Below are 13,019 nucleotides of genomic sequence, written 5' to 3'. Positions count from 1 at the left end.
GGCGGGTAACACCTGCATGATGGCGGGTCGGTGCCCCCTGCGTCATGGCGCCGACACCTGCCACCGACCCGGAGATCCCCCGTGCCCAGCAAGAAGGCCCTCATCCGCCACCCCAGCCCGCGCCTCGCCGAAGGGCTGGTGACGCACATCGACCGGGAGAAGGTCGACGTCGACCTCGCGGTCGAGCAGTGGGAGGCGTACGCGGAGGCCCTGCGCACGCACGGCTGGGAGACCATCGAGGTGGACCCGGCCGACGACTGCCCCGACTCGGTGTTCGTCGAGGACACGGTCGTCATGTACAAGAACGTCGCGCTGATCACCCGGCCGGGCGCCGAGTCGCGGCGCGACGAGACCCTCGGCGTGGAGGAGGCCGTGGCCTCGCTCGGCTGCTCCGTGAACTGGATCTGGGAGCCGGGCACGCTGGACGGCGGCGACGTGCTGAAGGTCGGCGACACGATCTACGTCGGCCGGGGCGGCCGGACCAACGCGGCCGGCGTCCAGCAGGTGCGGGCCGCCTTCGAGCCGCTGGGGGCGCGGGTCGTCGCCGTACCGGTGAGCAAGGTGCTGCACCTGAAGTCGGCGGTCACGGCGCTGCCCGACGGAACGATTCTGGGGCGTATCCCGCAGCTGGACGTCCCGTCGCTGTTCCCCCGCTTCCTGCCGGTGCCGGAGGAGTCCGGGGCGCATGTGGTGCTGCTCGGCGGCGGCAAGCTGCTCATGGCCGCGAGCGCGCCGAAGACGGCGGAACTCCTCGCCGATCTGGGCCACGAGCCGGTGCTGGTCGACATCGGCGAGTTCGAGAAGCTGGAGGGGTGTGTGACATGCCTCTCGGTCCGGATGCGTGATCTGTACGCCTGACCGGTCGAGCGGAACACTCGTGCAGCCCTGGGACCTGCGGCTCCTGGGGCTTCTCGCACGCCCGGGAATTCCTCGCGGCACGGGTGCTGATCAGCGGTCTTTACACCGCTCTTAACCTACGGCTTCGTAACCTACGGCTTCGTAGCCTACGATCCCGTAGGTTCCCGGCAACCGCTCGCCGGTCACCCTTCCCTGTGTTGTGCGTCCCCTGGAGTTCCCGTGACGATCGCTTCCCCGCACCTCGGTAGTCCCGCCGTCTGGACCGACGCCCGGCTGCTGTACGCCTTGGAGGAAGTGGTCGAGAATGAGCTCAACCGGCATCTGCGGGTCACCAAGGACTGGATGCCGCACGAGTACGTGCCGTGGACGGACGGCCGCAACTTCCCCGGCCTGTTCGAGGACGGCGAGGCCTGGGACAAGGAGCAGTCCAAGGTCACCGAGATCGGCCGGATCGCCCTGGTGGTGAACCTCCTCACCGAGGACAACCTCCCCAGCTACCACCACGAGATCGCCTCGCTGTTCGGCCGTGACGGCGCCTGGGGCACCTGGGTGCACCGCTGGACCGCCGAGGAGGGCCGGCACGGCATCGTGATGCGCGACTACCTGCTCACCTCGCGCGCGGTGGACCCGGACAAGCTTGAGCAGTTCCGCATGGCCCACATGAGCGAGGGCTTCGAGTCGGACAACCGGCACTCGATGCTGCACTCGGTCGCCTACGTCGCCTTCCAGGAGCTCGCGACCCGCATCTCGCACCGCAACACCGGCCACCAGTCCGGTGACCCGGTCTGCGACCGCATGCTGGCGCGCATCGCGACCGACGAGAACCTGCACATGGTCTTCTACCGCAACCTGCTGAAGGCCGCCTTCGAGCTCGCCCCCGACCTCACCATGCAGGCGGTGCGGGACGTCGTCGTGAACTTCCGCATGCCCGGCCACGGCATGCCCGGCTTCGAGCGGTGGGCCGCGCAGATGGCCATCGGCGAGGTCTACAACATGCGCATCCACCACGACGACGTCATCCAGCCCGTCCTGCGCTTCCTGAAGATCATGGAGATCGACGGCCTCGGCCCCGAGGGCCAGAAGGCCCAGGAGGAGCTGGGCCTGTTCATGAGCGGCCTGGACGCGGAGGCCCTGAAGTTCGACGAGAAGCTGGCGGCCCGCAAGGCACGGATGGCGGCTCGGGCCGCGGGCTGACGAACGCCGACAGGGGCTGAGGAGGTTCCGGGTCAGGCACCCCACGGGGCTGCCGAGGCGGTCAGCGTGACGTACGCCTGAGCTCCAGCCGCTCCTTCTCCGACAGGCCGCCCCAGACACCGAAGCGTTCGTCGTTGTCGAGCGCGTACTCCAGGCAGGCCGAGCGGATCGGGCACATGCCGCAGATCCGCTTCGCCTCACGTACGGAGCTGCCCGGCTCGGGGAAGAAGAAGTCCGCCCCGGTCTGCGCGCACAACGCCTCCTGCTGCCAGTCCAGGTCGGGCGAGGTGATCGTTGTGATCGTTTCGATGTGCATGCGCAGGATCGTGCCGGTCGGCGAAAAACGTTCGATCAACGCGGGATCAACGCCGCACCGCAGGGCCGCCAGCCGACCCGATGGTCTCCCGCCGTGCCGCGCGGCGCACGGCGGCGCGCTGAAACAGTTGAAAGCGAAGAGATCCCCTCCCCTCACCCACGGTGATCGCGGCAATCGCCGCAGCCGACGGCGGCGCTCCGGCAGCGGTTGTCAGTGGGCGGTGGAAGACTCGGCAGGGCAGACATCGGCAGAGCCGACCAGGGGACCCTTCCGAGGAGGGCGATGATGCTCACCACCCGCTATGTCACCGGCGCGCCGAACTGGATCGATGTCGGCACACCCGACATCGAGGGCGCCGGTTCCTTCTACGGCGGCCTGTTCGGCTGGCGGTTCCAGCCGGGCGGGCCCGAGACCGGCGGCTACGGCCTCTTCCAGCTCGACGGCAGGACGGTGGCCGGCGGTATGCAGACCACCGAGGGACAGGGTCCGCCGTCCTGGACGGTCTACTTCCAGACGCCGGACGCCGACGCCACGACGAAGGCGGCCGAGCAGGCGCACGGCGCGGTGTGGATGCAGCCCATGGACGTGCTGGACCTGGGCCGCATGGCCATCCTCGCCGACAAGGCGGGCGTCCCCTTCGGCCTCTGGCAGCCCGGCGCCAACAAGGGCCTCGATGTCGTCCAGGAGCCCGGCTCGCTGTGCTGGCTGGAGCTGTACACCACGGACGTGCCTGCCGCGGCGGGTTTCTACCACGCGACGCTCGGCCTGGAGACCTTCGCCCTCGACTTCTACGGCGGCACCTACACGACGTTCAGCCCGGCCGCGGCCGGAGAGAACGCCATGTTCGGCGGCGTCGTCGACAAGGCCGACGACCCGGCGGAGGCGGAGGGGCCGGCGTACTGGCTGCCGTACTTCGAGGTCACCGACACGGACGCCACGGTCGCCAGGGCGCGGGAGCTGGGCGGCACGGTCCGGATGCCGGGCACGGACCTGCCGGACGTCGGCCGCATCGCCAAGCTCACCGACCCGTACGGGGCGCGCTTCGCGGTGATCAAGAGTGCGCCGCCGAAGGACTGAGGGGACCGGCAAGCATCTCAGCCCGGCCTCCACGGCTTTCGCAGCCCTGCCGCACCGGTTGGCAGTGGTTCGTCAGGTCTAGGCGGAAGCGCGTCGGACCAGCGTGGTCGGCAGGACGACGCTGGACGGCGCGCCTCCCACCTGTTCACCGGCCCGGCGGTCGACGCCGCGCAGCAGCAGCCGGGCCATCAGCCGGCCCATCTCCTCGATGTCCTGACGGACCGTCGTGAGCGCCGGGTCGGTCTGCTCCGCCACCGGGAGCATGTCGTCGAACCCGACGACCGCGACGTCGTCCGGCACCCGCCGCCCCGACCCACGCAGCACGCGCAGCGCGCCGGCCGCGGTGAGATCGTTGGCGGCGAAGACGGCGTCCAGGTCCGGGCAGCGTTCGAGAAGCTCACGCATGGCCCGTTCACCGCCGGTCGGCGTGAAGTCGCCCTCGACGATCAGCCGTGGATCGGCGTCGACCATGACATCCCGGTATCCGTCGAGGCGGTCCACTGCCGACGTCTGGTCGAGGGCGCCGGTGATGTGCGCGATCCGGGTGCGGCCGAGGCCGGCCAGATGCCGTACGGCGTCGCGGGCGCCGCCCCGGTTGTCGCTGTCGACGTACACCACGCCACGCCGGTCGCCGCTCCAGCCGGGCCGTCCGCCGAACACCGTGGGGACGCCGGCGTGCTGGATCAGTCCGGGCAGCGGGTCGTCGAGGTGCAGCGAGAAGACGAGCGCCCCGTCGACATGGCCGCCGGCGAGGTAGCGGCCGACGCGGGCGTGGTCGTCGCGGCCTTCCGTGAGGAGCAGCACGAGTTGGTTGTCGTGGGCCGTCAACTCCTTGCTGATTCCGCGCAGTTGCAGCGCGAAGAAGGGGTCGGCGAAGACGCGGGTCTCCGGTTCGGCGACCACGACGGCGATGGCGTCGTGCCGCCGGGTGACGAGGCTGCGGGCGGCCTGGTTGGGCACGTACCCGAGTTCCTCCACGGCCTTGCGGACCCGCTCCACTAGGGGCTCCCGCACCCCGTCCCCGCCGTTGACGACGCGGGACACGGTGGCCCGCGAGACCCCGGCCCGGGCGGCCACGGCCTCCAGGGTGGGACGCGGGGCGGTTTCGGTCACTTCGGGGCTCCTCGTCGGCGGCTGCCGATCAGGATAGCCCCGGGGTACGCCCGCCGTGAGAGCGCTCTCACCTCGATGGAGGACAGACCCGTCAGTGCGCGTGCCCCGACCCGGACGCCGCCTCATGACCGTGCTCGTGCGGCTCGTACCCCGGAATCGTCCCGTCCGTCTTCTTCACCAGGAACAACCCCGCCATCCCCATGTCCGAATGGCTCTGGACATGGCAGTGGTACATCCACGCGCCCGCCCCGACGCCCTCCCCCGCGATCACCTGGAAACCGAAGGAGTCCGCGGGGCCCACGATCTTGTTGTCGATGACCTGGCTGGGGTCGTCCGGGCCGGTGAGCATGCCCGTGCGGTTGTCCGCCCAGCGGTGACCGTGCATGTGGAAGGTGTGGTAGTACTCGCCGTGCGTGATCATCACGAACTCGACGCGATCGCCCACCGTGGCCTCGAAGTTCGGGCCACTGTGCGCGGGCCTGTTGTTGATCAGCATGTCGTTGAAGACGATCGTGTGGGTCGCGTCCGGGAGGATGTCGCCCTTGCGCCGGACGATCACCGGGCCGTACAGACCCTTGCGGATGCCGCCCGTGCCGTGCTCCGTGCCGACGACGTGGTCGTGGTAGTGCCAGTAACCGGCGCTGCCCGCCCGCCAGGTGCCGTCCCCCCGACGGCCGGGGGCGTGGGTGCGCCAGGTGTAGGTGCGGGTGCCGCCGGGTTCGACGTCGCTCTTGTTCAGCCTGGTGCCGTCGCTGGTGATCTCGTAGTCGAGGCCGTGCACATGCAGGCTCACCGGTACGTCCATCGTGTTCTCGAACTCGATGTGCGCGGTGTCGCCCTCGTTGAGCTCGATCAGCGGGCCGGGGACCGTCGCCTTGCCCTTCTCGAAGCCGTAGCCCATCTGACCGTCGGCGAGCTTCTCGGCGTACAGCTTGAGGTGCCTGACCTCGCCGCCGGCCTGGGCGGTCCGCGGGGGTCTGTCGGCGCCCACCGCCTCGGGCACCGACGCCAGGGACAACGATGTCGCGACGGTGGCACCCCCCAGCAGGGCACGCCTGTTGAAGGTACGCCTGTCGAAGCTGCGTCTGTTCATGCCGAACTCCCAGCGGCGGTACGGAAATTACGGGGATGAACCGCTGCGACGGTACCGGTCGGTCTCTCGTTTATCCACACTCAGGACAAAGTTGGTCCCAGTACGGCCATAGGTATTGGCGAGTCGTTCAAAGGGGTCTAGCTTCCTTTTCGCTGTTGCTGTGACCGTGGAGGTGCCCATGCGCTTACGAGGGTTGAGCACGAGAAGACAGACCTGGGTGGCCACTGTGACCACCGGGATCGTCGCCGCCGGGCTGATGTCCGCCCCGGCCGCCGACGCGCGCCCGGTCCCGGAGCCACCCCTGACAACGATGTCCGTCAAGTCGCCGCCGGGCGGCGCGAATGTTCGGGTACTCATCTTCCACGGCTCCGCGGCCGCCGGCGACGAGTCGCCGCTGGTGAACGCCGGGATCGGGGCGATCGAGAAGATCGGCCTGTCGGGCCCGGCCGACCAGCGCTTCAAGGTCGAGGCCACGAACGACGCCTCGGTCTTCACCAACGAGACCAGGCTGGGTCGTTTCAACGCCATCGTGTTCCTGACCGGCGGCGGCGACGTCCTCGACCCCGAGCAGGAGGCGGGCCTGGAGAGCTACATGGAGGCGGGCGGCGGTTTCGTCGGCATCCATGACGCGGCCCGCGCCGAGCCGTACTCGGACTGGTTCACCGGTCTCGTCGGCGCCCGCCCGGCCGCCGGGAGCCCGACGAACGTCCAGCGGGCCGTCGTCGAGGTCGGCGACCGGCAGCACCCGGCCACCAAGGAACTGCCGGTGCAGTGGAGACGGCCGGACAAGTGGCTGAACTGGGCCAGGAACCCGTCGGGCGCGGTGCACACAGTCGCCCGGGTACGGGAGTCGACCTACCAGCCGGGCACCGGCGCCAACGGCTGGGACCATCCGGTGAGTTGGTGCCGTGACTACGACGGCGGCCGCTCCTTCTACACCGGCATGGGCGGCACGGTGTCCTCGTACGACGAGACCGACTTCCGTACGCATCTGCGCGGTGCCCTGCTGTGGACCACCCGCCTCTCGCAGGCCGACTGCAAGGCCACCATCACCGGCAACTACAAGGCCGAGCGCCTCACCCAGCCCAACCAGCCGGGCCGGAACGACCAGATCGGCGAGCCGCACGGCCTGGTCACGGCCCCCGACGGCCGTGTGCTCTACATCGGCCGGGGCGGCGCCGACTCCTCCCAGCCGGTGATCACCGACTGGAACAACCCGGACATCGGCAAGGGCAAGGGCGAAATCCACGTCTACGACCCGAAGACCAAGAAGGTCACCCTGGCCGGGGAGTTGAGCGTCTTCGGCAACAAGGGCGGCGGCGACGAGCTGATCAAGGTCGAGGAGGGGCTCCTCGGGATCGAGCTCGACCCTCGCTTCGAGGAGAACGGCTGGGTGTATCTGCACTACACCCCGCACGCGCAGCTCAACCGCGACACCCGGATGGCCGAACGGCGCGTCTCCCGCTTCACGCTCGACCTGGCCACGAACAAGCTGGACCTGAGCAGCGAGAAGACGCTGCTGAAGTGGCAGGTGCAGGTGCACAGTTGCTGCCACTCGGGCGGCGGGATGGCCTGGGACTCCAAGGGCAACCTGTACATCGCGACGGGGGACAACAACTCCAGCCGCTTCAGCGACGGTTACTCGGGCAACAACCCCGAGCCCGACTACAAGGGCGTCTCCTTCGCCGACGCGCGCCGCACCGCCGGCAACACCAACAACCTCAACGGCAAGATCCTGCGCGTCCACCCGGAGCCGGACGGGACGTACACCCTGCCCGAGGGCAACCTCTTCACCGGCAGGGAGACCGACGAGGGCGGCGGCAAGACTCGCGGTGAGATCTATGTGATGGGCGTCAGGAACCCCGCGCGCATCTCCGTCGACCAGCGGACCGACGTCCTGTACGCGGGCTGGGTCGGCCCGGACGCCTCGGCACCCTCCACCACGTGGGGCCCGGCGAAGTACGACACGTTCGCCGTCATCACCAAGGCGGGCAACCGGGGTTGGCCGTACTGCATGGGCAACAAGCAGCCCTACCGGGACCGCAATCTGCCCGACCCGACGAAGCCGCTGGGCTGGTACGACTGCGACCACCCGAAGAACGAGTCGCCGAACAACGACGGCCTGGTCAACCTCCCGCCGGTCACCGGCAACAACATCTGGTACTCGCCCCAGGGCGGCGCCCCGGACTTCCCGCGCGACGCGAACGGCGTCCCGTCGTACAAGCAGGAGGAGGCCACCTACGGGCTGCCGTGGCTCAAGGGCGGCGGCCAGGCGGCGATGAACGGGCCGCTCTACCGGTACGACTCCGCGGGCGGCGGTGAGACGAGGTGGCCGGCCTACTGGGACGGCAAGTGGTTCGTCGGCGACTTCTACGACGCCGACCAGCCGCGCAACGCGGTGATCACCGACCCGAAGACGCACGGGGACGGCGGCCTGCCGGTCCACTCGGAGTCGCTGAAGAAGATCGTGCCGATCGGCAACGACGGCATCAAGAACCTCATGGACTGGAAGTTCGGTCCGGACGGCGCGCTCTACGTCCTCGACTATGGCCGTGGCTTCTTCACCTCGGACGCCAAGTCGGCGCTGTGGCGGGTCACTTACACGGGCGGTGCGCCGACTCCGGCCGCCGACCAGCTGGCGAGGGGGACGACGCGGTGACACGACGACGAAGAATGTGGGCGGCCCTGTTGGCCGCGCTGCTGGTGGTGCTCGGGTTGCAGGCGCTGCCCGCGACCGGACAGCCCCAGCCCGAGGCGGCCGCCGCGCAGGTCCTCACCTGGACCGCCGGTGACGACATCACGAAGTACACCTCGGTGCCCGCGACCGCGGTGGCGGGTACGACGACGATCGTCTTCGAGAACAGCACGGCGACCGGCAACACCACCGGGATGCCGCACACGCTGACGTTCGACACCTCCGACCCCGAGTTCAACAACGACGTCCAGCTGAACATCCTCGCCAACCCCAACGACGACCAGGGCGGCCGCCACACGGCCGAGGTCACGCTCACCCCGGGCCGCTACCGCTACCACTGCACGATCCCCGGCCACGGGCAGATGCAGGGCATCCTGGTGGTGACCGAGGGCAGCGGCGAGGACACGACCGCCCCCGTGGCTTCGGCCCACGTCAGCGGGACGCAGAACGCGCAGGGCCAGTACGTCGGTTCGGCGAGCGTGGCGATCCACGCCACCGACGAGGAGGGCGGCTCCGGAGTCGAGCGCGTCGAGTACGCGGTCGGTGACGCGGGCGCCTGGCAGCCGTACACCACCCCGGTCGTCGTCGACCAGGTGGGCGACCACAAGATCCGCTACCGGGCCCTGGACAAGGCGGGGAACGTCTCGGCGGAGAAGAGCGCCACGTTCACGGTGGTCCCACCGCCCACCGACGACACGACCGCGCCGCAGACCTCGGCGACGGTGAGCGGTGAGCAGAACCCCGACGGCACGTATGTCGACATGGCGACTGTCACCGTCTCCGCCTCCGACACCGGTTCCGGCGTCAACACCGTCGAGTACGCGATCGGCTCCGGCGCCTGGCAGCCGTACACCGCGCCCGTGATGGTGCACGAGGTCGGCGGCCATACGGTGCGCTACCGGGCCACCGACAAGGCGGGGAACGTCGCGGCGGAGAAGAACGTGCAGTTCACCGTCGTGGCGGCGCCCCAGCCGGACACGACCGCGCCGGTGACCGGTGTGACGGTCGAGGGCACGAAGAACTCCGACGGGGCGTACGTCGGCAACGCCAAGGTGACGGTCACGGCGACCGACGAGCACCACGGCTCGGGTGTCGACCGGATCGAGTACTCGATCGACGGCGGGCCGTACCTCGCCTACGGCGCCCCGGTGGTCGTCGACCGCGCGGGCACGCACACGCTCGCCTACCGGGCCACCGACAAGGCGGGCAACACCGCCGCGGCCCGCACGATGACCTTCACCGTGGTCTCCGGCCAGGTCCCCGCCCCCAACTGCCCCGAGTTCGACGAGCGGTTGACGGTGTTCGTCGGCACCGTCGACTCGGGTGTCCCGAACCGGCTCACCAACAGCCGGTGCCGGATCAACGAGCTGATCGAGGACGAGAAGGAGTGGACGTCCCACGCGCTGTTCCTCAAGCACGTGACGACGGTCCTGGACAAGCTCCTCAAGGAAGGGGTCGTCGACCAGCGCGAGTACAACGCCGTCCGCAAGTCGGCCCGGCAGTCCGGGATCGGCAGGCCCGGCCAGACGGAGGGCTATCGCACGATCCTCGACGGCAGTGCGGAGTCGTTCGCCAAGTGGCAGCAGGTGGGCGGCGGTTCGTTCGCGCCGAACGGCGACGGCTCGATCACCAGCGGCACCAGCAAGCCGGGGCTGGGCTTGCTGTGGTTCCCCGAGCGGAAGTACGGCGACTTCTCGCTCAAGCTCCAGTGGCGTGACGACGCTCCGGGCACCGGCAACGCCAACTCGGGTGTCTTCGTCCGCTTCCCGTGGGTGCACGACCACCCCGAGGAGTCACGGCCGGAGTGGGTCGCCATCAAGTACGGGCACGAGGTGCAGGTGCTCGACCGGCCCGACGGTGACATGTACAAGACCGGCTCGGTCTACGGCTTCGACCGGGTGGGACTCGCCGGTGCCGGCGTCACCCAGAAGGGCACGTGGAACGACTACGAGATCCGGGTGGTCGACCAGCACTACTCGGTCTACCGCAACGGCGTGCTGATCAACGAGTTCGACAACACCGGTGGCCAGGACTTCGTCCCGCCCCGCTCGGACGACCCGGGCACGGACGGGCGGCGGTTCGCCTCCGGCTATGTCGGTCTCCAGGTGCACGGCACGACGGATGTGGTCTCGTACCGCGACATCCGGATCAAGGAGCTCTAGCAGGGGCTCCCGCACGGCCCGTTGTCAGTGGCGTACGGCATGCTGTCGATCAGTGGCAGCCGCCGTGCGCCACTGCGTAGGGCCTGTCTGACAATTCCCGTCGTCCGCCCGGAGGGCGGGCCCCGCGGCGCATGGTGCGTGCGATCGCAAAACGCCGGAGCCGCCCTCGATGGGGGTGCCCCCGCGTGAGCCGGGCGAAGCCGGTTCGAGCGTGGGGGAGGAGCCACGTGGGCGGTTCGGCAACGCGGCGAGCGTGCGTGCCATGCGCCGCGGGGCAGGCGGGAATTGTCAGACAGGCCCTACGGGAGGAAAGACGTGTTCACGGGGATCGACGACGTCGACTGGGCGTCGATGGGGCATGCGTACACCGACTCGGCGACCGACGTGCCGGACCTGCTGCGGGACCTGGCCTCGGACGACCCGGCTCGTCGGGAGATCGCGCTCGACGGTATGTACGGGGCGGTGCACCATCAGGGGGACGTGTACGACAGCACGGTCGCCTGCATTCCGTTCCTCTTCGAGCTCGTGACCACCGCGTCGGTCGCCGACCGGGGCTCGGTCGTGCATCTGCTGTGCAGCATCGCGGGTGAGCGGGAACCCGACCCGGCAGAGATCGGGGGCCTCTTCGAGGACGAGGAGGAGGACGCCGCGTTCGTCCGGCCCTTCCTGGACGCCTGGGCGACGGTCCGGGGGCGCGCGGACGTCTTCCTCGGGCTGCTCGCGGATCCGGACGCCGAGGTGCGGGCGGCGGCCGCCGCGGCGCTGGCCCATCTGCATCCGGATCCGGCGCGTGTGTTCGGCGCGCTGCGGGAGCGGCTGACCGCCGAGCGGGATCCGGAGGCCGTGGACGCGCTCGTCCATGCGATCGGCAGGCTCGGCGCCGACCACCGCGAGGCGCTCGGAGCCGAGGCGGGCGCGGTGCTGCGGGAGGTCGTGGCCGTCGCGTCCCACCCGGAGCGGCGTCTGGCGGGGCTGGTCCAACTGGCGCGCTGCGATACCGCGTCACTGCCGGAGGACCTGGTGGAGACCGTCCTGGACATCATGGAGCTCGCGTGCGAGGAGCGGGGTGCCGGGCAGGAGCAGCCGGACACGCCGGAGCGGCCCCGCACGAACACGATGGTGTCGCATCTGCGTGAGCTGGAGGCCGCGCAGCGCGACAGCGTCGACGCGTCGACGGCCGGTGACCTGCTGGAGGAACTGCACTGGGCGCTCGGTGATCACACAGAGCCGAGACTCGATCTCCTCGTCGGGCAGTTGCAGGCACAGGAGTGGGGCCAGCGCATGGCCGCGGTCGACATGGCGGGCAGGCTGCTGACGGGGTGGCGGGTGTCCGACGAGCTGCCGGTCGTACTGCTCGCCCGCCAGCTGATCGAGCACGACCCCCGGCTCTCGGAACGGGCCCTGGGCGAGCTGTGCCATGTGGCTCCGATCGCGGGGGTCATCGCCCGCGTCCTCGCGGCGTGCGTGCGGGAGTGGGACGACACCTGGGAGCCGGGCGACTGGGAGGAGACCCTGTTCGGCAAGGCGCTTGAGGCGCTCGCGCTGCAGGGCGACGCACGGGCCGTCCCCGCACTGGCCGAGGTGCTGGCGCGGGAGGGCACCCTCCCGGAGAACCTGGACGAGTGGGTCGAGAGGATCGGCCCCGCGGCCGCGGCCCCTCTGGGACCGGTGCTGCACCGCCGGCTCGTGGCACCGGCGTCCGACCGCCACGCCTCCACGCGGGAGCGGGTGGTCTCGGCGCTCGGTGTGCTCGCCCACCCCGAGTCCCTGCCGTTCCTCGTCGAGATGATCGAGCCCGGAATCGGGCGCATGCCCATGTGGTGTCTGGCGCGTGCCCTCACCCGGTACGGGCCGGCGGCGGCCGAAGCGGGGCCCCGGCTGCGGGAGTTCGTCGCCACGGCGTCGGTACCGCTGGAGATCCGGCTGGAGGCGGCGGGGGCACTGTCGGCGGTGGGCGGCGGGGGTGCGCCCCTCCTGCCCCTGGTCCGCCAGGGCCTGGAGTCCGACCAGTGGCTGGTGCTGTCCCCGGCTCTGCGGGCCTTGACCGCACTGGGCCCGGCCGCCGCGCCGCTGGCTGCGCGGCTGCGGGAACTGCTCACGGCGCGCGACGCGCCCATGGACGTGATCGTCGCGCTGTGGAAGAGCACCCGGGACGTGGACGAAGTGCTGCCGATGCTGCTCGACAAGTGGACGGCCTTTCCGGGCACCCGGCCGGCCGTCATCGCCTGTCTGATCGAGATGGGTCCCGCCGCCGCGCCGGCCCTCCCACTGATACGTGCGGAGCTGTCGTCCCCACGTCGCCACGGCAACGACCGCCGTGACAACGGCAGTTCCCGCGTGAACACCCGTCACGACGTCGCCGCGGACGAGAGACTGTTGAAGGACTGCCGTCGTCTGTTGACGTTCCCGGGGCTGACCTAGTAGTGCTTCGTTAGGTCTTTTCGTTGCTGCTGATCAAGAGCATCTTGGCCTTGTGGATGCGCATGAAGTGAACCGATTACGGGCGGCGTT

Annotated in this window: 9 protein-coding genes; 6 read left to right on the top strand and 3 right to left on the bottom strand. The window is 70.0% G+C overall.

The annotated features are described in order from the left end of the window. The first annotated feature begins 81 nt into the window (after positions 1-81). Both ddaH and ACFU95_RS23380 read left to right on the top strand, forming a co-directional pair. Complete coding sequence (ddaH, locus tag ACFU95_RS23385) at positions 82-858, top strand: dimethylargininase (RefSeq protein WP_383830847.1); 777 nt, start codon at positions 82-84, stop codon at positions 856-858. A gap of 219 nt (positions 859-1,077) precedes the next feature. Then, the gene (locus ACFU95_RS23380) at positions 1,078-2,052 is read left to right on the top strand and encodes an acyl-ACP desaturase (RefSeq protein ID WP_383830844.1); all 975 of its coding nucleotides are present in this window, start codon (positions 1,078-1,080) and stop codon (positions 2,050-2,052) included. A gap of 61 nt (positions 2,053-2,113) precedes the next feature. Here ACFU95_RS23380 and ACFU95_RS23375 read toward each other — a convergent pair whose 3' ends face one another. Beyond that, on the bottom strand, positions 2,114-2,368 hold the full coding sequence (locus ACFU95_RS23375; protein ID WP_383830841.1) for a WhiB family transcriptional regulator: 255 nt from the start codon (positions 2,366-2,368) through the stop codon (positions 2,114-2,116). Positions 2,369-2,653: 285 nt separating this feature from the next. On the opposite strand from ACFU95_RS23375, the gene ACFU95_RS23370 reads away from it, so the two are divergent. Continuing rightward, on the top strand, positions 2,654-3,445 hold the full coding sequence (locus ACFU95_RS23370) for a VOC family protein (RefSeq protein ID WP_383831130.1): 792 nt from the start codon (positions 2,654-2,656) through the stop codon (positions 3,443-3,445). A gap of 78 nt (positions 3,446-3,523) precedes the next feature. Here the strand turns inward: ACFU95_RS23370 and ACFU95_RS23365 are convergent, their stop codons facing one another. Then, entirely contained in the window at positions 3,524-4,558 is a 1,035-nt protein-coding gene (locus ACFU95_RS23365; protein ID WP_383830838.1) for a LacI family DNA-binding transcriptional regulator, read from the bottom strand. 91 nt (positions 4,559-4,649) lie between these two features. Next, positions 4,650-5,651, bottom strand: coding sequence for a multicopper oxidase domain-containing protein (locus ACFU95_RS23360; RefSeq protein ID WP_383830835.1), 1,002 nt, complete (start codon positions 5,649-5,651; stop codon positions 4,650-4,652). Between the two features lie 178 nt (positions 5,652-5,829). Here ACFU95_RS23360 and ACFU95_RS23355 point away from each other — a divergent pair, with 178 nt between their 5' ends. The 3 genes from ACFU95_RS23355 to ACFU95_RS23345 all read left to right on the top strand — a co-directional run bounded on the left by ACFU95_RS23355 (position 5,830) and on the right by ACFU95_RS23345 (position 12,929). Then, the gene (locus ACFU95_RS23355) at positions 5,830-8,310 is read left to right on the top strand and encodes a ThuA domain-containing protein (RefSeq protein ID WP_383830832.1); all 2,481 of its coding nucleotides are present in this window, start codon (positions 5,830-5,832) and stop codon (positions 8,308-8,310) included. 14 nt (positions 8,311-8,324) lie between these two features. Then, positions 8,325-10,508: an OmpL47-type beta-barrel domain-containing protein gene (locus tag ACFU95_RS23350; RefSeq protein WP_383831128.1), complete on the top strand. Its 2,184-nt coding sequence runs from the start codon at positions 8,325-8,327 to the stop codon at positions 10,506-10,508. A gap of 315 nt (positions 10,509-10,823) precedes the next feature. Continuing rightward, entirely contained in the window at positions 10,824-12,929 is a 2,106-nt protein-coding gene (locus tag ACFU95_RS23345; RefSeq protein WP_383830829.1) for a HEAT repeat domain-containing protein, read from the top strand. Positions 12,930-13,019: the final 90 nt, after the last annotated feature.

The organism is Streptomyces sp. NPDC057623 (assembly GCF_042800355.1).
Classification (GTDB): Bacteria; Actinomycetota; Actinomycetes; order Streptomycetales; family Streptomycetaceae; genus Streptomyces.
This window is presented reverse-complemented; position numbering and strand designations above follow the sequence as displayed.

What these genes read in the sequence shown, in the direction of transcription:
- ACFU95_RS23360 (WP_383830835.1), bottom strand. Translation starts at nt 5,651, where the DNA reads ATGAACAGACGCAGCTTCGACAGGCGTACCTTCAACAGGCGTGCCCTG.
- ACFU95_RS23370 (WP_383831130.1), top strand. Translation starts at nt 2,654, where the DNA reads ATGCTCACCACCCGCTATGTCACCGGCGCGCCGAACTGGATCGATGTC.
- ACFU95_RS23355 (WP_383830832.1), top strand. Translation starts at nt 5,830, where the DNA reads ATGCGCTTACGAGGGTTGAGCACGAGAAGACAGACCTGGGTGGCCACT.
- ACFU95_RS23375 (WP_383830841.1), bottom strand. Translation starts at nt 2,368, where the DNA reads ATGCACATCGAAACGATCACAACGATCACCTCGCCCGACCTGGACTGG.
- ACFU95_RS23350 (WP_383831128.1), top strand. Translation starts at nt 8,325, where the DNA reads ATGTGGGCGGCCCTGTTGGCCGCGCTGCTGGTGGTGCTCGGGTTGCAG.